This is a genomic window from Glaciimonas immobilis, assembly GCF_011947285.1.
In the GTDB taxonomy this organism is placed as follows: Bacteria; Pseudomonadota; Gammaproteobacteria; order Burkholderiales; family Burkholderiaceae_D; genus Glaciimonas; species Glaciimonas immobilis.
On sequence record NZ_JAAOZT010000010.1, the window covers coordinates 24,602 to 45,037 of the forward strand.

The window sequence follows — 20,436 nt, forward strand, 5'->3', positions numbered from 1 at the left end:
GTTTGTTCTCAATCTGGTCGTTGTTTTTGACGGTTAATACGGGTTAATACTGGTTGATTTTTGACGGTTGATACTAGTTGATACCAGAATACTTAACGTATCCAGGGACGGAACGTGCGGATATGCCCGCACGTTCCATTTGCTTAAGCTTTCTGCGTAAGTTGATTGCCAATCGGCAGCGTCCGCAAGCGTTTCCCCATTGCACTAAAAATCGCATTAACGACGGCTGGTGCGACCGGTGGCACGCCCGGTTCACCGACGCCGGTAGATTTTTCGGTCGAGGTTACGATAAATACTTCGATCTTTGGCATCTCATTAATGCGCAAGACCTGATAGTCATGGAAATTCGACTGTTCGACCACACCGTCTTTCAGGGTGATTGCACCGTGCAGGGCAGCGGCCAGACCGAAGCCGATACCGCCTTCCATTTGCGCCTTAATGACGTCGGGATTGACCGCGACGCCGCAATCGACCGCGCAAACAATGCGATCGACCTTAAAAGTGCCATTCGCTTTGACCGTGATTTCGGCTACTTGCGCGACGAAAGTATTGAACGACTCATGTACCGCCAGACCCCGCCCGCGCCGCTCGCCTTTGGCGCCCGGTGCCAGCGGTTTGGACCAGCCTGCCTGCCGCGCCGCCAGCTGCAGCACGCCACTATGGCGCGGATGGCTGGTGAGCATCGACAGGCGAAACGCCAGTGGGTCCTTGCCAGCGGCAATGGCCGCTTCATCCATCAACCCTTCGGATGAAAAGGCGCTATGCGTATGGCCGACCGAGCGAAACCACTGAATCGGCACACCAACATCTTGGGGCGTATATAGCTCGACCTGAAGATTGGGTATGTTGTAAGGCAAATCAGCTTGCCCTTCCACTGAGGTCGGATCAATACCATCCTTAATCACGCCCGCAAATGCGCTACCCTCCATGATCGACTGTCCGGCCATGCGGACATGCCAGGCCGACAAACGTCCCTGCGCGTCGAGTGCCAGGCGCGCACGGTGCACGTTTATTGGGCGGTAATAGCCGCCGCGGGTATCGTCTTCACGCATCCATACCATCTTGACTGGCACCCTAACGCCTTGTTCGCGTGCCGATTTAGCGATGGAGACTGCTTCCAGCAGATAATCGCTGTGCGGATTGGCACGGCGACCAAAACTCCCGCCCGCATAGAGCTGGTTGATCTTGATCTTTTCCGCTGGGAGGTTCAAAAATTTTGCAACTGAACCTTGGTCGATGGTCTGAAACTGCTCACCGTTCCAGATTTCGCAAGTAGTCTCGCCAAGCTGGACCAGACAATTCAACGGTTCCATCGCCGCATGCGCCAGGAACGGTACTTCATAGTCCGCTTCGATCAAGATGGCGGGCTTCACTAGCGCCGTATCGACGTTCCCGACTTTTTTAGCGATCATGCCCGGCTTCTTAAGTGCGGCGCGATACTGCGCCAGAATTTCGGGCGATCCCTTTTTATAAGCATGGGTTTCATCCCATTCAACTTCCAGCGCATTGCGTCCCTGACGCGCAGCCCAGGTATTGGTGGCCAGCACGGCGACGCCTGCAAAGCTGCGCGGCGTGCCGGCAAACTGTACGACTGCCACGACGCCAGGGATCGCTTTAGCCTTGACAGCATTGACAGTCTTGACGGTCGCACCAAAGCGGACCGGATGCAACGGTACGGCGACCAGCATGCCGGGCAACTTCATATCTTGCGTAAACATTGCGGTGCCATCGGTCTTGGTCGGACTGTCCAGGCGCGGCAATGTGGGGTTGCCTACCAGCTTGAAATCCTTCGGTGATTTCAATTTAACGTCGGTCGGCACTGGTTGTGTCGCCGCTGCGGCGGCTAGCTCACCAAAACCCGCGGCACGGCGCGATGCGGCATGATGCACGACACTTTTAGTGATGGTAATGCTTTCTGGTGCGACGTTCCATTTGGCGGCCGCTGCCGATACCAGCATCGCACGCGCGGTGGCTCCCGCCTTGCGCATTTGTTCGTAGGAATTGGCAATGGAGCTACTGCCGCCCGTGCCCTGGATACCCCATCCCGTGTTTTGATAGAGTTTGGTGTCGGCTGGCGCGCCTTCGGCGCGCACATGGCGCCAGTCTGCATCCAGTTCTTCGGCGATCAAAGTGGCGAGACCGGTGTACACGCCTTGTCCCATTTCAAGATGTTTAGCTAAAATTGTGATGCTGCCATCGGCGCTGATCTGAACAAATGCGTTAGGTTCAAAAGCAGCGCCGGTGCCGGTGGCGGCCATTAGCGAGCCAAGTTGCAAGCCTAAAACGAGGCCGCCACTGGTTTGCATGAAGCGCCGACGGCTGACATTGGTGATAGGAAAATGACTCGGCACGTCCGGTGACGTGAACTGAGACGCTGCGGTCTGGAATGCGCGATCTATGGATTTCATCTTGGTGTCCTGTTTTTGCCTGGATTATGCCAGCGTCTTGGCGGCTTCGTGGATCGCCGCGCGAATGCGAACGTACGTGGCGCAGCGGCAAATATTGCCGGTCATGGCTTGATCAATATCGGCATCGGTAGGCCGCTTGTTCTGACTCAACAGCGATACTGCAGACATAATCTGGCCCGACTGACAATAGCCGCATTGGACTACGTCAAGCTTGCGCCACGCTGCCTGCACTGCTTGTCCAACATGACTGGCATGGTCAACATCAATGCCTTCGATGGTGGTGATTTTTTTGCCGGTCGCGGCAGAAATCGGGGTGATGCACGAGCGGATTGCAGCACCATCCAGATGGACCGTGCAAGCGCCACATAATCCCATGCCGCATCCAAACTTGGTACCGGTAAGGTTGGCGACATCACGCAATGCCCATAGCAAAGGCATGTCGGCAGGAACGTCAATGTGCGTTTCTTTGCCGTTAATGTTCAGGCTGACCATTGTGTTTCTTTCTTTAAGTAATTTTGTATTGCATTGAATCCAGACGACATCTTCGATTGCGCATGTTTTCCATGCGCCGTACTTTTTGACGCATCCTTATGTCACTGGGTGCGCCCTCAAACCTGGGTAATGCGTAGCTGGTTGTAATGCGAAAGGATCGGCTTATCGTCTGGAAAGTCGACAGAGTTGATGGATGTATAAACTTTCTTTTCATCAATACGAGGAGAGTACTCTAAAACCGAGAACCGGTTTTGAATCCGCCAAAAAGGGCGGGGATGAGGCTGCCGGCACTGCTTTGGCCTCTGGAATGGGGCATGCGGGCGAACTTACAGCGGGTGTGATTTGCGGAATCGGTGAGTAGCCGATCCTAAGAGTTGACCGCGTCTACTGCGTCGATTTTTCCACCCCACCACTCTATCGCGATTTACAACGTCTTGCTGAGGGCCGCCCGCAAATCAAAATTCGATGATTGCTCCGGTTGCACGCGCTCCTCGCAATTATGCAGATGATGCGCCATTTGGGCCTGCGCCTGCGCTGCATCGCCGCTTTCCAGCGCTAGCAATACACTCTCATGCTCGTCAAACGAACAGGCGTTTTGACCCGGCACTTCTATCTTTGCGATTAGCAACGTGGTGCGCGACACCAGCTTGCGCAACACTTCCACCAACAAGACGTTGTCGGTCAGTGCGGCCAGTTCCAGATGAAATTGTGCCGACAATCGGATCCAGCGTGGCCGGTCTCCGTTAACATAGGCAGCCCGCTCTTCATCGACCAGTTTACGCAGTGTCGCCAATTGCTTCGGCGTGACGCTTTTTGCGACTTTATCTAGTGTCGCGTGTTCAATGATCTTGCGTAGTTCGAACATGTCCCGCGCTTCAGCGGTGGTCGGGCTGGCAATGAACGCGCCGCGATTGGCCTCCAGCTCAACCAGACCTTCGGTCGCCAGACGGCTTAAAACCTTGCGCACTGTATGCCGCGCCGTGTCATAAATTTGGCACAGGACTTGTTCTGTCAGCTTGGTGCGCGGGGGTAAGCGATGTTCCATGATGGCGTCGTAGACGTCATGGTAAATACGCTCTTCGGCATTGGTGTGGGGTTTGGACGGCGCGATTTTGGTGGCTGCAATACTTGCGAGGCGCAATGGTTTGACGGGTTTGTTCATTTTGTTCGCGTTGGAAAAAGTCGTAGTCACATTCTCTTTGTGCCGATACGTATGTTTAAAGTTCAATAACCCTGGGCAGGACTTACGCAAAACCGTCCCCGCAACGAGCTTGTCAATCCTGCCGACCAAGACAGTACGCAAGTACGGCTAGGGAAGCACTACGCGGCTGGGGGAACTTTGCGTAAGTCCAAGTTATATTTACTTAGGCAATGAACCTTCTACACCAGCAACCAGCCAGTTAATTCCCATCAGATCGTTCATAGGCATTACTGCGCCGGCCGCGACTTTTACTGCACCGGTATTGTCTTTCAGAGGACCTGCAAACGGCACCAGTTTGCCATCGACGATGTCTTTTTTCTTTTCATTAAAAAGCTTGGCCACATCCGCTGGTACCGAGGCATTCAATGGCGAGAGAACAACGAGGTTTTCTTTGATGCCCCACAGGGTCTGTGCCGGTTTCCAGGTACCCGCTAACTGGCTCTTAACTTCCTGGATGTAATAAACACCCCAGTTTTCGGTATTGGCGGTGAGTTGTGCTTTAGGGCCGTACTTGGCCATGTCCGTATCCCAACCGAATGCGTGTACACCTTTTTCTTCAGCAACCTGAACCACGGCTGGTGAATCGGTATTTTGTGCCAGCATATCAGCGCCCTGCGCTACCAATGTTTCTGCCGCTTGACGTTCTTTGCCCGGGTCATACCAGGTATTTACCCATACGACTTTGGTCTTGATCTTAGGATTGACGCTCTGCGCACCCAATGTATAGGCGTTGATGTTGCGCACCACTTCCGGGACCGGAAACGAACCGACAAAACCCAATGTATTGGACTTCGTCATTTTTCCTGCGATCATACCGAGCAAATAAGCGCCTTCATAAAAGCGCGTTTGATACGTGCCGACATTGGCCGCGGTTTTATAGCCGGTGGCGTGCATGAAATGGACTTTAGGGAAGGATTTTGCGACCTTCATCGTCGGGTCCATATAGCCAAACGACGTAGTAAAGATCATTTGGTTACCATCAACCGCCAACTGGCGAATTACGCGTTCAGCATCCGCTGTTTCCGGCACGTTTTCAACGAAAGTCGTCTTGATTTTGTTGCCGAATTCTTTCTCTAAGGCGCGTCGTCCCTGATCGTGCTGAAACGTCCAGCCACCGTCACCGACTGGCCCCAGATATACAAAAGCCACTTTCAGCGGCTCGGCAGCTTGCGCAACGGGAAGCGCGCCCAAAGTCAAACCGGTAGCTGCCGCAATGACCGCTAATGTGGAACGTAATCTAAACATCGTGAACTCCTTTTACGTGAATCCGGTTTCCGTATGCTGACTTGCGGAGAACCGGACAAAAAGCTGCTCAGGCAAATAAAAAACCTGTCGCAGGATCGATTGTCAGGGTTAAAGTGCGCTCAAAAGCCGCATAGTTTTTAGGACTACTTTGGCTTCTTCGCGCGCTTTAGCTAATTTATAGCCAACTGACGCCCGCTCGTTGCAAATTGCAAACGGGTTCTTAGAAGTGGTATTCGGCCCGGATCATTGGCGTTTTTGCTAAAGAACCGCGCACAGTTGATGGTGTGCCGAACTTGTTGCGCCAGTATTGGTATTCAACACCAACGCGCAAAGTGTTTTTACCCATTCCCATTGGCGTGCCGAGGTCGTACATGACTTGACCATCAAAATTCAATTCCGGCGCTGTGCCGCCACCGTATTCATTGGTGCCCTTGGCTGCGATGTAATTCACATATCCTTCGAACGCGAATCCGGTCGAAGCAATTGGGAGTCCCCAGGCTGCGCTCAACATAGGATGCAGATCGTAGGTGTAACGGCTGGAGATGCCAACTGGCTGATTGCTTTCCTGTATTAACAGCAAACTGATGTTAAGGAAACCTGGCACGTCCATCATCAACGTAGGTCCCAATACCAGCATACGTTTTTTGGAAGCATAACCAGGATCGTTCTTAGTGTTCCAATCAAAACCGGCAGTGACGCCCAGGCCGCGAACGGGGCCGAAGGACAGGTTTTTGCCTGAAACTTTGCCCAGATCAAGTGTGTTGCGATAGACGATATAGGCTTCTTGCGCGTTACTATCCTTGCTGTTGGATTGCAATAGATCGACGTTGAAAAAGTTAGTACCATATTTGTAACCGCTGGCATGGGTCAGATTGATGATGCTTTTTGCGATGCCGGTACCGACGTACGGCTCAGCAAATTGCGTACCGTAGCGATAGCCGATCGATGTGTCGCTCCATTCTGCTGCGCTGGCGTGTTGAACACTGACCAACGCCGCTGCCACTGTCAACGCATTGACCGCCAATTTACCCATTTTCATTGCTGCTTGCTTTGCCATTTTTTTTCCAGAAGTGTTGATAACCAAAAAAGGAATTAAGGAGCCCCGTTTCTCCTCATTGCGATAATGCGTGTGAGATTGCAGCGTTAAATCAAACTGCTGATGTCTATAATTTTATTGCCAGCAATTCTTGTGCCAATTGTAGACAATCGTTGCTCATAGTAGAAAATTGTTTATGCATATACGGTATCAATTCCTTATGATGAGTATCGGTGCAGAAATTATGCATATTTGCCTTATTTTGGTCAGTAGCCCGGAGATTTGCACTATTGCGGTGCGTAAACTATTGCGAAGTCGGATGGAGGTGCAAAGTTATGTGACACTTTTCGTCAAAATATTGCCGTCAATTAGCGACAATTTTGTCGACAAAATTAAATTAATTTTGATCATCCTCTCGATTTAACCAACGATGAAGAATTTATTTTTCAGGGAAGAAATTCGCTTGGCAGAGATCGACTGTCGACGGCGTTTCTCTCCCAGGGAATAACTCTCTTTGACCGTACTGGCATGACAATTGCAGGTCTCCTATGTGCGCGTAGACGCGGAACAAGCTGCTGACCGCTTTTTAATATTTTTACGGATTATTCCAATGGACCAACTGCCGGTTTATTTTGATTTGCCGCCACGCCTGGTCTTGACCGGCATCACCAAGCGGTATCCTTCCGTCGTTGCTAACGACGACATCGGCCTAAGTGTGCGACCCGGTGAGATTCATGCCCTGTTAGGTGAGAACGGCGCGGGCAAAAGCACGCTCATGAAGATCGTCTATGGCGTGACCAAGCCGGATGAGGGCAGCATTTTATGGGAGGGTCGTTACCTTGATATCGCCAGCCCGTCGCAGGCGCGGCGGTTAGGTATCGGCATGGTGTTCCAGCATTTCTCATTGTTCGAGACATTGACCGTCGCTGAGAATATTGCTCTGGCGCTAGACGGGCAAATGGCGCCGCCGTTGTTGGCAGCGCGGATTACCGAAGTCTCAGAAAAATACGGTCTGCCGATTGATCCGCATCGATTGGTCCACAGCATGTCGGTGGGTGAGCGCCAGCGCGTTGAAATCGTGCGGTGTCTGTTGCAGGAACCAAAGTTGCTGATTATGGATGAGCCGACATCGGTGCTGACGCCGCAAGCGGTGCTGGTCTTGTTCGCTACCTTGCGTCAGCTGGCGGCGGAAGGCTGCAGCATTCTTTATATTAGTCACAAACTTGATGAGATTCGGGCTTTGTGCGACACGGCCACCGTCTTGCGCGGCGGACGTGTCAGCGGCACTGCTACGCCAAAAAATGAAACCAACGATAGTCTTGCGCGCATGATGATTGGCGGCGAGCTGGCTGAATGCCATTTGACGCCGCAAGCCACCGGAGAAGTCCGACTGGCGCTGGATCAGCTATCGCTCGGGACCATCGATCCGTTTGGAACCACGCTCAAGGCCATTAGTCTGGCCGTAAAAAGCGGCGAAATACTGGGCATCGCGGGCGTATCCGGCAACGGCCAGAAAGAATTGCTGGCAGCGCTCTCGGGCGAAAGTCTCAGTCCACAAGGTCCGATGATTACGTTAATGGGCGAACAGGTCGGCCATTTACATCCGGCCCAGCGGCGCAGACTCGGTTTGACCTTTGTGCCGGAAGAACGGCTGGGACGTGGCGCAGTACCCGCCATGAGCCTCGCCCAAAATGTATTATTGACAGGCGCCCGTCATGGCCTGGTACGCAAAGGCCTGATGCAACACGGTGCCATACGTCAGTTTGCGCGCGATGTGATAACGCGTTTCGGCGTCAAATGCGGTGACGAACAATCGGTGGCGTCCAGTCTGTCTGGCGGCAATCTGCAAAAATTTATTGTCGGTCGCGAGACCATGCTGAATCCCAAAATGATGATCATTGCGCAGCCGACATGGGGCGTGGATGTCGGGGCGGCACAACTGATTCGGCAGGCACTGATAGATTTGCGTCTGCAAGGCGTGGCGTTGTTGGTGATTTCGGAAGAGCTTGAAGAACTGTTCACCATCAGCGACCGCATTTGCGTATTGGCCGCCGGTCGGTTATCGCCAGCGGTACGACTCGCCGACACCAATATTGAGCAGATCGGTAACTGGATGAGCGGCAATTTTGACGGTCTGCCGCCGGATTCCGGCACTGATCGCTATGCCTCACATCAACTGAACAAACAGATTAAACAGGAGAGTCATCTTGCTCAAACTTGAACGGCGGGCGGATCCGTCGCCGCTGATGCGCGTTGCCTCACCGTTGATCGCGGCGGCGGCCATGCTGCTAACCGGGATTATCATCTTTACCATTCTTGGCAAGGATCCAGAACAAGCGTTTTATGTTTTTTTTATTAAACCGCTGACCACCTTGTATGGCGTTGGTGAATGGCTGCTGAAGGCCACGCCTTTGCTGTTATGCGCACTAGGATTGGCGCTAGGTTTTCGTGCCAATGTCTGGAATATTGGTGCCGAAGGCCAGCTCACCATGGGCGCGATTGCTGGCGGCGGCGTCGCGTTATGGCTCGGTGACAGCACCGCAATCTGGGTCTTGCCGCTGATGTTTGTCGCGGGTGCGTTGGGTGGCATGGCATGGGCGGCGATTCCTGCCTTCCTGCGCAACCGGTTTAATACCAGTGAAATTTTGGTTACCCTCATGCTGGTCTACATCGCCCAATTGCTTCTGTCGTATCTGGTGCATGGTCCGTGGCGCGATCCGATGGGCTTTAATTTTCCGCAATCCAAAACTTTCAGCGACGCCCACCTGGTGCCGCTGTTAATCGAAGGTGCGCGCACTAATTGGGGCTTCGTCCTAGGGTTGCTACTGGCCGTTGCTTCCTGGTTGTTCTCTAGCAAAACCTTCGCCGGTTACCGCATGCAGGTCGCCGGTCTCGCACCAGCTGCCGCAGCCTACGCGGGATTCTCCAACAAACGCAATGTGTGGGTGGCACTGCTCATCAGCGGTGGCACCGCAGGACTCGCCGGACTATGCGAAGTAGCAGGCCCCATCGGACAGTTGCAAGCGCAAATTTCTCCCGGATACGGTTTTGCGGCCATCATCGTCGCGTGGATCGGACGCCTGCATCCGGTCGGTATCGTGCTCGGCGCGCTCCTGATGTCGCTGTTATATCTGGGTGGAGAATCGGCCCAGATGCAAATGGCCCTGCCATCCGCCATCACCGGCTTGTTTCAGGGATTGCTGCTGTTTTATTTGCTGGCGGCTGATTTGTTCATCACTTTCCGTCTAAAAAATGTGCATGTTGTTCGCTCACAGGCCTCTGTCGCAGTCATCAAGGAAGCCGTATGAATGCCGCCAGCCCGATCCTGCCCATCATCACCAGTACGGTAATTGCTGCCACGCCGTTGATTTACGCCGCAATCGGTGAAACCGTCGTTGAAAAAGCAGGCGTCCTCAATCTCGGTATCGAAGGCATGATGCTGGTCGGTGCCGTCGCCGGATTCGCCGCCGCATTGACGACCGGCAGCGCCACCGCTGGCTTTGTCGCCGCCGCTGCCGCAGGCGTCGCGATGTCGCTGATTTTTGCTTTTCTCACGCTTACCATGCAAGCCAATCAGGTTGCTACCGGGTTAGCACTCACGCTATTCGGCATCGGCTTGTCAGCGTTCCTCGGCCATGATCTGGCTGGCACGCCGATTCAGGGTTTGAAAGGCATCGATATCCCGGTTTTGTCGCAGTTACCAGTGCTTGGTCAGTTATTGTTCCACTATGACGTGATGGTCTATCTTTCACTCGTGCTGTGCGCGTCGGTATACTGGTTTTTGACCAAAAGCCATGCAGGATTAAAAATGCGCGCAGTAGGCGAATCCCCGACCGTCGCGCATGCCATCGGTCATCCTGTGATTTTTATTCGCTATCTGGCAGTGATGTTTGGCGGCGCAACCGCAGGCATGGCGGGTGCTTATCTTTCCATCGTGCAGACCCCAATGTGGGTGGAAGGCATGACCGCGGGCAAAGGCTGGATTGCGTTGGCGCTGGTAGTGTTCGGCACCTGGAAACCTTTGCGCGTGGTCTGCGGCGCATACCTGTTCGGCGGCGTCACAGTGCTGCAGTTATACGCACAAGGTTTTGGATTGGGCATTCCGTCGGAACTGTTGTCGATGCTGCCGTACATCGCGACCATAGTGGTGCTGGTGATTATTTGCCGCGATCCGAAGACTATTCTGCTGAATCAGCCGGTGTCGCTGGGGCGGAGTTTTCATCCTGATGCTTGATGAAATTTTGTGGTCTGTCGTGCATGAGGCGTGAACCACAATTGTTTGGAAATGGCATTAAATTTTCTTTGGTACAAAATGGCAACGATGTCTGGATCGGAGATAATGGATGTTCGATGGCATATTCATCAGAACACCTCAATTAATTCCAAACATGATCCAACTCCCTGTTTCCAGTACCAAAACCGCTACCGGCGAGATTCTATATACGCTGCGCAATGCCAGCGATATGCGCGTTGTTATCAGTAATCGCGGCGGCACGCTGATCTCGTGGCATGCGCCGGACCGTTACGGTCGCATCGCGGATGTCTTGCTCGGCTATCCGGACACCAAAGGTTATGTCACCAACCTACCATTTTTCGGTGGCCTGATCGGGCGGTGGGCTAACCGGATAGCTGATGGGCACTTCATGCTTGATGGTGCCGATTTTTTGGTGGACCGGAATAATGGCACCAATCATTTACACGGGGGTGACGCTGGGTTTCATCTGGCGCTATGGGACGTGCATGTTGACAATAATGGCTTGCGGTTGCGGCACACTTCTAAAGACGGTGAAGCCGGTTTTCCCGGTAATCTTCAGGTTGAGGTGCGCTATCGGCTTGACGAGGAGGGTGAACTCACCATCGATTATCAGGCGATCACGGATGCACCGACACCAGTCAACCTGACGTCGCATGCCTACTTCAATCTCAATGGCGGGTGTAGCGATATCAGCGATCATATGCTCTCAATTGATGCAGATTATTTTCTCAAGGTGGACCAAAGATTGATCCCGACGGAACGCGCGGAGGTCGCGGGCAGCACCTTTGATTTTCGCCAGCCTTCGCTTATCGGTCCCCGCCTGGCGTCGTCCGATGCGCAACTTGGATTGGCAGGTGGGTTTGATCATTGCTACTGCCTGCATTGGAATGAAGGAATGATGCACGGCGCATTGCGCGAGGTCGCACAGGTGTACGATCCTGGCTCGGGACGTGCGTTAACCGTCGCCACCACCGAAACCGGTCTGCAATTTTATAGCGGTAATTTTCTGGATGGCGTCGTAGGGCGTGGCGCACAACCGTATGCGGTGCATGATGGTTTTTGCCTTGAGGCGCAGGCCTTTCCGGATCAGATCAACGGCCCCGATGCCGAAGCGGTGATATTGCGCCCCGGTCAAATCTACCGGCAAACAACGGTGTATAGATTAAGCGTACGGGATTGAAAATGTGGGACAATCCTGCGAGCAACTTGCTAATAACGCACGGTCAACGCAGGGTCGCTGGTGGGACTGCGCTGCTTACCCTTAACCCGCATGGAGTCCACATATGATTATTTCGACTGAGCTTGAATACGTAGGATTTTGGGCAAGAGTCTGGGCTAGTTTAATTGATACCGTTCTGTTGATGATCGTTGTCTTTGCGATATCATTCGCCATTTACGGACGCATGGAAATGGCCGAGGGTGTCACATTTACTGGCTTTAAGAATATTCTGATTGCCTATGTATTACCTGCTGCCATTGTTATCGTATTTTGGACCGCAAAGCATGCGACGCCGGGCAAGATGGTCATCGGCGCGACCATTGTCGATGCCGCGACAGGTGCGCCTCCCAGCATGAAGCAGCACATCATTCGCTACGTGGGTTACTACGTTTCTGCTTTTGTCTTTTGTATTGGTTTTATCTGGGTCGGTATAGATAAAAGAAAACAAGGATGGCACGACAAGATTGCCGGGACGGTTGTAGTCAGGAAGAGAAACAGAGGGACCGAACCGGTCCAATTTGGCGTCTAATCGCCGAAAGATGTATTAAACCGGCGGGTGCCTGCGTGGCAACCCGCCCGAATAAACCGTACAAAAGCTTCCCGACGGAGAGTCTGTTGATCAGACTCGGTATCGCCTCTTAGTGGCGTAAGTACTTACCATTTCCAATGCTGCGCCATTGCTTCGAGCTTGCTTAATCGTCATCATCATGTTCATCCTTCCAACCCTTGTGGTGGCCACGGTGGTAATCACGACGATCTTCGCGAAAACGGTTTTCTTGCCATTGACGTCCACGCCATTCCGGTTCTTGTTGTTGCTCTATATACACTGGGCGAGGTTGCAGGTAGACAGGGCGCGGCTGGACGTATATAGGGCGCGGCGCAATATAGACCGGCTCGGGCTGAACATAAACAGGTTCGGGGGCCACGAAAATACCCGGCAAACCGATATTCACACCCACATCCACGTGCGCCATCGCAGGGCTTGCTGCCATCAATAAAGCGGCGCTTGCAAGAAGGCCAGCTGCAATGCTGATAATTTTTTTCATGTTTTTTCCTTCGGTTTGATGCTTTTTAGCACCTTTCAGGGCAATTTTTGCACTGAATAAATATTTATTACGGTCGGACTAGCCGTCAATAAAACGACTGACTTCACTTATTCGGGCAACGCCATATAAGCAGAAAGATAATCGGAAATACGCGGGAATATAACAAGACGGGTCGCGCCAATAACGCTGTTGGGTGCCGCAATTGTCGATTAGTCGACGCATCGACCAATTTTATCATTGCTTAGCGGACAATATGTAGGCCGCGCCCGTCTATTTTGCTGACAACTTACTTGATTACTTCCCTAACGAAACACCTGCTTTTGCATCGACGTCTGCATCACCGGCATTTGCTTTGGCTTTCGAGTTGACCGATGCGTGATGCGACTTCATTTTGTTGACGGCTGTTGAGGCATCGCTTTTGGTGTCCTCTACGCCAGCCTTTGCTTTTGTGTCTGCAGCGACGACGGCATTCGGTACCTTGATATCCGGACTAGCAGATATCGAAGTCGATGTCGTGGCACCGATTGTTGACGCTGGCAACGCAGCTTGTGCAAAGGCAGTAGTAACAAACAAACCAGCGATTAAAGCAGCATGTAATTTTTTCATTTGTATCCCGTCGAGTGTTTAAATGCCTCAAGTGATTCTTGAGGAGTTAGGATATTAACGACGGCAGCAATGATAGCGTTGACGTTCATTACAACCCGTTACAATGTATCGGTCAGGCGCGGAATGATTTTATATCGCCGGTTTATTCGATTCACAATAAACACTGCTATTTGGCCCCCATTACACAAAGCGAACATTTATCATCTACGTAGTTGTTCCCAGAACATTCAAGAATATGTCAGGCCCAGACCGGAGTAGCCGAGTTCGGCCTAACGCCTAAAGACGCATTTGCGTCAACCACGCCAGGAGAGCAATCTATGAACACCACATACAAAATCGCCGTTCTTGCAGGCGATGGCATCGGTAAAGAAGTCATGCCGGAAGGCTTACGCGTTGTTACGGCTGCCGCAAAGCGGTTTGGCATTACGCTGGAATTCACCGAATTTGGGTGGGCCAGTTGCGATTATTATGCGCAAACCGGCAACATGATGCCTACCGACTGGAAGGCGCAATTATCGGGCATGGACGCCATTTACTTCGGTGCGGTGGGCTGGCCCGACATCGTCCCCGATCATATTTCACTATGGGGTTCGTTGTTAAAGTTTCGACGCGAATTTGACCAATATATTAACTTGCGCCCGGCGCAGACATTTGAAGGCGTTCGCAGTCCGCTGGCCGATCGTGGTGCCGGTCCCATCGACATGATGATCGTGCGTGAGAACACTGAAGGCGAATACTCATCGGTCGGCGGTATCATGTATGAGGGCACGCCTAACGAAATCGTGATGCAGCAGTCAATATTTTCTCGTCGCGGTAGTGATCGTGTACTGAAATTTGCGTTCGAACTGGCAAAAACCCGTGCGCGCAAACACGTCACGGTCGCCACCAAAAGCAACGGTATCTCAATCTCCATGCCTTGGTGGGACGCGCGCGCTGCCGAGATGGCCGGTCAGTATCCGGAGATCACCTGGGACAAGCAGCACATCGATATTCTTTGCGCCCGTTTTGTATTGCAGCCACAACGATTTGACGTGGTAGTAGCGTCGAATTTGTTCGGCGACATTCTGTCCGACCTCGGCCCGGCATGTACTGGCACAATCGGCCTGGCACCCTCCGCAAACATGAATCCGGAGCGCGATTTTCCTTCGCTGTTTGAGCCAGTGCACGGCTCGGCACCGGATATCTACGGCAAGAACATCGCCAATCCGATCGCCATGATCTGGTCTGGTGCGATGATGCTCGATTTCCTCGGTGGTAACGACAGTGACGGACAATGCCGGTTAGCCCACGACGCCATCGTGGCTGCGATCAAATCCACGCTGGCGACCGGGCCGCATACCGCCGATATGGGCGGCAATGCATCCACGACTGAGATTGGCGTAGCTATCGCAGCGCTGGTCACCGACGCCGCGTAATCCAGGCCCCGCCTCGCTTGACCAGAATGTCGGTTTGGGTATGGCGGCGGCGGGCCGCTCCCAGCTAATCCTTAGCTAGCGATGACATGACGCGTACGCGGCGGCTAAGGCGCTAAGTGCCCGCTCGGTGCGACTGCGCCAGAACCTTGCATCATATTGCGACGTTCTCCTGATGTTCATCTTAAGTTGCACCGGGCTTCCCCCTAAAAATACTAACGCTTCGCCGCCGTACATCTTTGTCGGTATCGAATCACCGAATGCGCTTGCCCGGCTTGCCTATGCAAGCGACAGGGACATTTGTAGCATGAAGATGCTACGCCATTATGTCGTTGTCGTGACGCAACAATATCCGCACATGCGTGGTTTTGAGCCGCCTGCTTCCTTGACTAAAAAAATAGCGAGCAATAAACTCGCCCTGTTTCCTGGAGGCCCCATGTTTATAAATAAAAAGAATGTCATCGGCTTCATGCTGGCGCAGCTAATTGCTATTCCATTGCTGACAAAGGCACAGGAGGAGCCAGTCGTAGTTGCGCAGGAATCCGAAAAAATCATTCCCGCCGAGACGTGGAACGCAAAATTTCAATCGACCTACATCTGGCAACGCAAGCCTTCGTTCGATGCCCCCTATAGTGGCGCGAATAGCCTTTTGCCGCAGCGTGAAAAAGCCTATTCCTTGACCGCCACTGCGTATTTTGGGGTGCGGCTTTGGGGCGGTGCGGAGTTGTATTTCAATCCAGAAATGGTCCAGGCCGTGCCGCTATCCGGCTTGCACGGCTTAGGTGGCATGACCAATAGCGAGCAGCAAAAAACTAGCGGTCCCAACCCAAAATTCTACCGTGCGCGCTTGTTTTTGCGTCAGACATTCGATTTCGGTGGTGGCGCAGATCCGGTGGAATCCGGCCAGAATCAACTGGCGGGTATGGTCGATAAACGGCGGCTGGTATTCACACTTGGTAACGTGAGCGTGACAGACATTTTTGATAACAACGCCTATGCGCATGACGCCCGGACGCAGTTTGTGAATTGGTCGTTTTTAACTTACGGTGCCTATGATTATGCTGGCGACGCGCGCGGTTATACGTGGGGCGGGGCGGTCGAATATTATTACGATGAGTGGGCGTTCCGCTATGGTCGATTTATGGTGCCGATCATGTCGAACGGTCAGCCTTTGGAAACCCGCTTAGCAAATTTCTATGGCGATCAAGTGGAGCTGGAACGTGGCTACACGCTAGCGAATCAATCCGGAAAAATACGTTTTCTGGTATTCCGCAACAAAGAAAACATGGGAAGTTTTAGCGATGCGAACGCCGCAGCGAACGGTGGTATTCCCTCGGTCGCTGCCGTGCGCAAAGATAGTTTCAAGGTCGGTTACGGTGTAAGTCTGGAGCACGCTCTGCGCTCTGATATCGGACTATTTGCCCGGGCCAGTCGCAACGATGGCAAGACCGAAACCTATTCTTTTACCGAGATCGAACGTTCGGTGACCGCTGGCGTAGCAATCAAAGGCGAGCAATGGGGACGCTCCAAAGATACTGTCGGTCTGGCCGTGGCGCAGAACGGACTAAGCAAAGCGCACCGCGATTATTTGTCTTCAGGCGGCCTTGGCGCTTTTATTGGCGACGGGCAACTGAATTACAAACCCGAAAAAATTGTCGAGATGTACTACAACATCCATCTCATCCAAGACACTTATTTGATGTTCGATTATCAACGTATTGCTAACCCGGCGTATAACGCTGATCGCGGTCCAGTCAACGTGGCAACGGTACGGTTGCACGCTGAGTTTTAAACCGCTATGGATTCATTCGGCGTCCCGGTTACTGGTTTGTCGTGTGAGTTAAGCGAACCTTAACTTTGCACGAAGCGTCGATAAAGTTCGTTTGCACGGTTGAGGTGGCTATGCATTGCCTCGGCAGCGGCATCGCCGTCATGTGCAGCAATTGCGTCGATGATGCGCTGGTGTTCGGATAGTGTTAGTTCTTCTGCTCCTGGCGCACGCACCATGGTTTGATAATATTCGCGTGCCCAGCCGAACATGGATTCGACGATTGCAGGGAAGATAGGATTCCCGCTGATCGCCGCAATCTCGCAGTGAAATTCCATGTCGCGATCAATGAATTCCTCCAGATTGACCATCGAGGCGCGATGCTGAACTATTTTAAGTCGAAGTCGTGCAACCTGTTCATCGGTCGCCCGCTCGGCGGCCAATCTGGCGGTGCCGGTCTCCAGAAAGATGCGTGCTTCTTTGAGATGTTGCAGCATGTCCGGTTGTGTACGCAATAAATGCATCGCGCCACCAGCAATCTGCCCGATCAATTGTTCGGCCGTCGGCACCACTACTCTGGCCCGCTCACCGTGGGCGATTTCGACGATACCCGAGCGCTCCATTGCTTGCAGCGCCTCCCGCACGGCTGGTCGTCCCACGCCGTACAGTTCCATCAATTCGCGCTCCGAAGGTAAATGCGCCCCTAGCGGAATAGACCCGGAACGAATCCGTTCCATCAGACGATCCAGGACTTCGTGATAGAGCTTGCGGCGAGGAATGATTTCGGTCATGGAGGGCGTGAAGGCGACGTAAAGAAAAAGAGGACAAGCAAAGTGAGGTGCTGACTATACCATACCAGTCTGGCGCTCCTACGATGACGTAGTCTTATGCTGGTTACGGTTTATGCAAATATGCGCACTACATCAGTCTTAGGATTCACTTTATTCTTAGGTATTTATCGGCCTTCCCGCCACCACCTCCCCAAAGAACCCGTCACCGCCGATTTGCCCACCCTTCAGCACAATCTGTAATCCGTCCCGGCGTGGATTATCCGACCAGACGCGGCATAACGGCGCGCCCGGTGCCAAACCAGCGATCACACTGAGCGCGCTGATGTCGAGTGCGCTGGCGACTTCGCCCGAACTGTCGCCACCTGCTACGACGATGCGTTGCAAATCTGCCTGATCGAGCAAACGCCGCATGACCTCGGCCAGCGCGGTGCCTACCGAGCGCGCAGCGTCAGCGCGACTTAGCTTGGCTGTGGCTGCCATTGCGTCAAAACCCAGTACGCTGGCATCGTTAGGTCCTTCGGCGCTATAGACGACAGCGCTGATACCGCGTTGTATTGCGGCGCTGGCGCTGTCTACTACGCGATTGATTTCCGCATCGCGCATGCTCGGATTAAGAGCGCGATCCAGCACCAGCCGTTCGGTATGAAACCCGTTTTCACGGGCCCAGCGAATTTGTCCCGCCGTAACGGGGGAGCAACTGCCGCTCACCACCGCTATCGCCGCTACGCTTTCTGCCGTGGGCAAACCGGCCTGTTGCGGCAGCAATCCCAGCGCACGCCAATACGCGGCAAGTGCGTACTGCAAACCGGAGGATGAAGCGCTGAAAACACCTTCGCCGCGTTGCTCCCACAGCAGGCGTCCTGCGGCGAGCAAGGTTGCGTCATCCAGGACGTCAATCAGCACGACAGGTGTGTCGGCACCCGCACGCGTACTTAATACTGCATCAGCGGTTTCACTGCCTTGCTGCAATACCACCATATCGATCAATGCGATACGGCGTGCGGTTTGCTGGCCCAAGTGCAGGCGCAAATCGGCTTCGCCCATCGGCGTGACAGGGTGATGCGCCATTGTGGGATGGCGGTCCAGCCGATGGCCGACGCCATCTACGGCAGCAAACAAATTGCCGAAAACCTGATAGCGTTTTAAACGCGGTGCGCCGACAATCATGGGAGACCAAAGACCGGGCATATGCCGTACGCCGAGATCGATCGCACAACCGATTGATCCGGTTTCGGCCGAAGAATCGAAGGTTGAGCATACTTTGTATTGCAGAATCGGTGCGCCCAACGCCGCCAGACGCGCAAAAAGGGCCGGTAAATGCTCCTTCATCCATGCCGGACTGCGACCGCGGGAAGAACCGGCCAATCCGATGCAACGCACGTCTGGAAACCGCGCCAGCATCGCTGCGGTAGGCGGTGTCAGAAACAGCACGGTCGGTACGCCAGCGGCGGTCATCGCCTCCATCGCATCGGTTGATCCGGTGAAATCATCGCCGTAGTAGGCCAGTAGCAAGCCATCGGGCCATGCGGTGGAGGGTGCAGAAATCGTCATTGCCAGAATCCCAGTGCCTCGCGCAAGGCCGGACTACGTTCCGCCTGTTGTGTCAGTGGGACGCCTGCGATTGCAGCAACCCACGCTTCGCGCAGCGCAGCAACGCCTGCCGCGACACCGCTTGGATGACCAAAAATCCCGCCGCCTGCGGTATGGATCAGATCGGCACAACCAAGTGCCGCATAGGTATCGGCAGCTTGCAAGCCGGTTTGGCCGGAACTGAATACCGGCATCGCGATCATTGGTGCGCTGGCCATAACGGGCGTTAGCACCGAGCGCGCTGCGGCGATGACGCTTTCATCCGACTCGCTGAATTTGTTGCGCAGGCCGTTGACATGCAAATGATCGGCACCGGCAAGACGCCAGATTTTTTGCCACGGCGCGAAGTCCCAGCCCAATTGCGGCGAGCGGCTCAAATAGCCCCATCCAGCCCGATGGGCGTGGATCGGCAATTGCGAATGACGGCGCAGTTCGCGCAAACCAACCAGTCCGACCGAGTTCAGACACACCATGACGCAGGTGCCGCCCTCGGCTAAGACCAAATCATGCCGCCGCCGCATCTCGTCCAGATCGCCGGTTAGATTGAATGCGACCATGGCTTTTTTGCCAGTGCGTTCAGCATTGTCGTTGACCACGCGCATCACGGCGCGTACACGTTCGTCGAAAGGACAATAGGTGCCGTCGGCCTGCAACTCATCATCTTTAATAAAATCAATGCCGCCGGTCACCAGCTCATGCACGTGATGCGCAGTCTCAGCGACAGACAGACCAACGCTAGGCTTGATAATGGTGCCGATCAACGGGCCGTTTTGAACGTTGGTCAGTTTGCGGGTGCCTTCGATCCCAAACGCCGGGCCCGGATAAGCGGTACCGAACGCGGACGGCAGTTCAAGATCAGTCAGCCGCAGGCCCGATACCTGACGTAATTCAAAAAGATTGCCAGCAATCGTGGACATCAAATTGGGTAACGATGGCCCGATATTTTCTAACGGCCATGACAGTTCAAGCTTGCAACGACTGTAGGTGTTGGATGTCATGCCTCCGGCCAGACTTGGCGCGGCCACTACGTCCAGCACCTCAAGCTTTTCTACCCGCGCGCCCGAGCGTGCTTTTAGCGCGGGGGTTTCGGACGGCAGCGCGATAAACGTGCCGCTAGATTGTTCACCGGCGATCACCTCTGCCGCACGGGCGGGATCGTCTCCTGTTTCTAGCCAGTAACTGGCATATATCCGCTCACCCACTTTTGTTCCTTTAATCGGACTCCCGCAAAGTCGCCCCCACTGCGTTGTGCTTTCCTAGTCGTACTAGCGTACTGCCTTCGTCGGCACGCCTTGCTGGGACGAGTTTGCGGAAGTCCTTTGTTCATTAGGCGCTGTAACCCGCTCGATTTGCGTCAGCCTGTATTT

17 protein-coding genes are annotated in these 20,436 nt (G+C 53.7%); 7 read left to right on the forward strand and 10 right to left on the reverse strand.

Features of this window, described 5'->3' with window-relative positions; translation table 11 throughout:
• Positions 1-143: 143 nt before the first annotated feature.
• From HAV38_RS16590 to HAV38_RS16610, 5 genes are all read right to left on the reverse strand, one after another.
• Entirely contained in the window at positions 144-2,306 is a 2,163-nt protein-coding gene (locus HAV38_RS16590; protein ID WP_245182407.1) for a xanthine dehydrogenase family protein molybdopterin-binding subunit, read from the reverse strand.
• A gap of 126 nt (positions 2,307-2,432) precedes the next feature.
• Positions 2,433-2,900, reverse strand: a complete 468-nt coding sequence (locus HAV38_RS16595; RefSeq protein ID WP_168056513.1) for a (2Fe-2S)-binding protein — start codon at positions 2,898-2,900, stop codon at positions 2,433-2,435.
• Positions 2,901-3,324: 424 nt separating this feature from the next.
• Positions 3,325-4,062: a GntR family transcriptional regulator gene (locus tag HAV38_RS16600; RefSeq protein WP_168056514.1), complete on the reverse strand. Its 738-nt coding sequence runs from the start codon at positions 4,060-4,062 to the stop codon at positions 3,325-3,327.
• A 198-nt stretch (positions 4,063-4,260) separates the two neighbouring features.
• Positions 4,261-5,346, reverse strand: a complete 1,086-nt coding sequence (locus HAV38_RS16605; RefSeq protein ID WP_168056515.1) for a BMP family ABC transporter substrate-binding protein — start codon at positions 5,344-5,346, stop codon at positions 4,261-4,263.
• A 220-nt stretch (positions 5,347-5,566) separates the two neighbouring features.
• The gene (locus HAV38_RS16610; RefSeq protein WP_245182404.1) at positions 5,567-6,403 is read right to left on the reverse strand and encodes an outer envelope protein; all 837 of its coding nucleotides are present in this window, start codon (positions 6,401-6,403) and stop codon (positions 5,567-5,569) included.
• A 589-nt stretch (positions 6,404-6,992) separates the two neighbouring features.
• Between HAV38_RS16610 and HAV38_RS16615 the strand changes: the two genes are divergently transcribed.
• The 5 genes from HAV38_RS16615 (at position 6,993) to HAV38_RS16635 (ending at position 12,385) form a co-directional block, all read left to right on the forward strand.
• Positions 6,993-8,603, forward strand: coding sequence for an ABC transporter ATP-binding protein (locus HAV38_RS16615; RefSeq protein WP_168056516.1), 1,611 nt, complete (start codon positions 6,993-6,995; stop codon positions 8,601-8,603).
• Between the two features lie 25 nt (positions 8,604-8,628).
• Positions 8,629-9,690, forward strand: coding sequence for an ABC transporter permease (locus tag HAV38_RS16620; protein WP_209216787.1), 1,062 nt, complete (start codon positions 8,629-8,631; stop codon positions 9,688-9,690).
• Complete coding sequence (locus HAV38_RS16625) at positions 9,687-10,616, forward strand: ABC transporter permease (RefSeq protein ID WP_168056518.1); 930 nt, start codon at positions 9,687-9,689, stop codon at positions 10,614-10,616. Before HAV38_RS16620 ends, HAV38_RS16625 begins: the two co-directional genes overlap by 4 nt.
• 154 nt (positions 10,617-10,770) lie before the next feature.
• Positions 10,771-11,817: an aldose epimerase family protein gene (locus tag HAV38_RS16630; protein WP_168056567.1), complete on the forward strand. Its 1,047-nt coding sequence runs from the start codon at positions 10,771-10,773 to the stop codon at positions 11,815-11,817.
• Between the two features lie 103 nt (positions 11,818-11,920).
• A complete protein-coding gene (locus HAV38_RS16635; protein ID WP_221313789.1) occupies positions 11,921-12,385 on the forward strand; it encodes an RDD family protein in 465 nt (154 codons plus the stop codon).
• Between the two features lie 163 nt (positions 12,386-12,548).
• Here the strand turns inward: HAV38_RS16635 and HAV38_RS16640 are convergent, their stop codons facing one another.
• Positions 12,549-12,902: a PXPV repeat protein gene (locus tag HAV38_RS16640; protein WP_168056519.1), complete on the reverse strand. Its 354-nt coding sequence runs from the start codon at positions 12,900-12,902 to the stop codon at positions 12,549-12,551.
• Positions 12,903-13,196: 294 nt separating this feature from the next.
• Positions 13,197-13,508 carry a hypothetical protein gene (locus tag HAV38_RS16645; protein WP_168056520.1) on the reverse strand — a complete coding sequence of 104 codons (312 nt, stop codon included), beginning with the start codon at positions 13,506-13,508 and terminating at the stop codon, positions 13,197-13,199.
• A gap of 317 nt (positions 13,509-13,825) precedes the next feature.
• Between HAV38_RS16645 and HAV38_RS16650 the strand changes: the two genes are divergently transcribed.
• Together HAV38_RS16650 and HAV38_RS16655 are read left to right on the forward strand one after the other, a co-directional pair.
• Positions 13,826-14,923, forward strand: coding sequence for a tartrate dehydrogenase (locus HAV38_RS16650; RefSeq protein WP_168056521.1), 1,098 nt, complete (start codon positions 13,826-13,828; stop codon positions 14,921-14,923).
• A gap of 433 nt (positions 14,924-15,356) precedes the next feature.
• Positions 15,357-16,712, forward strand: a complete 1,356-nt coding sequence (locus HAV38_RS16655; RefSeq protein ID WP_245182405.1) for a carbohydrate porin — start codon at positions 15,357-15,359, stop codon at positions 16,710-16,712.
• Between the two features lie 59 nt (positions 16,713-16,771).
• Here the strand turns inward: HAV38_RS16655 and HAV38_RS16660 are convergent, their stop codons facing one another.
• The 3 genes from HAV38_RS16660 to HAV38_RS16670 form a co-directional block, all read right to left on the reverse strand.
• The gene (locus HAV38_RS16660) at positions 16,772-17,479 is read right to left on the reverse strand and encodes a transcriptional regulator NanR (RefSeq protein WP_168056522.1); all 708 of its coding nucleotides are present in this window, start codon (positions 17,477-17,479) and stop codon (positions 16,772-16,774) included.
• 156 nt (positions 17,480-17,635) lie between these two features.
• Positions 17,636-19,030, reverse strand: a complete 1,395-nt coding sequence (oiaK, locus tag HAV38_RS16665; protein WP_168056523.1) for a 3-oxo-isoapionate kinase OiaK — start codon at positions 19,028-19,030, stop codon at positions 17,636-17,638.
• Positions 19,027-20,271, reverse strand: a complete 1,245-nt coding sequence (locus tag HAV38_RS16670) for a ribulose-bisphosphate carboxylase large subunit family protein (protein ID WP_168056524.1) — start codon at positions 20,269-20,271, stop codon at positions 19,027-19,029. Before HAV38_RS16670 ends, oiaK begins: the two co-directional genes overlap by 4 nt.
• Positions 20,272-20,436: the final 165 nt, after the last annotated feature.

Coding starts and splice junctions, on each gene's coding strand:
- HAV38_RS16590 (WP_245182407.1), bottom strand. CDS start 2,306: ATGCAAACCAGTGGCGGCCTCGTTTTAGGCTTGCAACTTGGCTCGCTA.
- HAV38_RS16595 (WP_168056513.1), bottom strand. CDS start 2,900: ATGGTCAGCCTGAACATTAACGGCAAAGAAACGCACATTGACGTTCCT.
- HAV38_RS16600 (WP_168056514.1), bottom strand. CDS start 4,062: ATGAACAAACCCGTCAAACCATTGCGCCTCGCAAGTATTGCAGCCACC.
- HAV38_RS16605 (WP_168056515.1), bottom strand. CDS start 5,346: ATGTTTAGATTACGTTCCACATTAGCGGTCATTGCGGCAGCTACCGGT.
- HAV38_RS16610 (WP_245182404.1), bottom strand. CDS start 6,403: ATGGCAAAGCAAGCAGCAATGAAAATGGGTAAATTGGCGGTCAATGCG.
- HAV38_RS16615 (WP_168056516.1), top strand. CDS start 6,993: ATGGACCAACTGCCGGTTTATTTTGATTTGCCGCCACGCCTGGTCTTG.
- HAV38_RS16620 (WP_209216787.1), top strand. CDS start 8,629: ATGCGCGTTGCCTCACCGTTGATCGCGGCGGCGGCCATGCTGCTAACC.
- HAV38_RS16625 (WP_168056518.1), top strand. CDS start 9,687: ATGAATGCCGCCAGCCCGATCCTGCCCATCATCACCAGTACGGTAATT.
- HAV38_RS16630 (WP_168056567.1), top strand. CDS start 10,771: ATGATCCAACTCCCTGTTTCCAGTACCAAAACCGCTACCGGCGAGATT.
- HAV38_RS16635 (WP_221313789.1), top strand. CDS start 11,921: ATGATTATTTCGACTGAGCTTGAATACGTAGGATTTTGGGCAAGAGTC.
- HAV38_RS16640 (WP_168056519.1), bottom strand. CDS start 12,902: ATGAAAAAAATTATCAGCATTGCAGCTGGCCTTCTTGCAAGCGCCGCT.
- HAV38_RS16645 (WP_168056520.1), bottom strand. CDS start 13,508: ATGAAAAAATTACATGCTGCTTTAATCGCTGGTTTGTTTGTTACTACT.
- HAV38_RS16650 (WP_168056521.1), top strand. CDS start 13,826: ATGAACACCACATACAAAATCGCCGTTCTTGCAGGCGATGGCATCGGT.
- HAV38_RS16655 (WP_245182405.1), top strand. CDS start 15,357: ATGTTTATAAATAAAAAGAATGTCATCGGCTTCATGCTGGCGCAGCTA.
- HAV38_RS16660 (WP_168056522.1), bottom strand. CDS start 17,479: ATGACCGAAATCATTCCTCGCCGCAAGCTCTATCACGAAGTCCTGGAT.
- oiaK (WP_168056523.1), bottom strand. CDS start 19,030: ATGACGATTTCTGCACCCTCCACCGCATGGCCCGATGGCTTGCTACTG.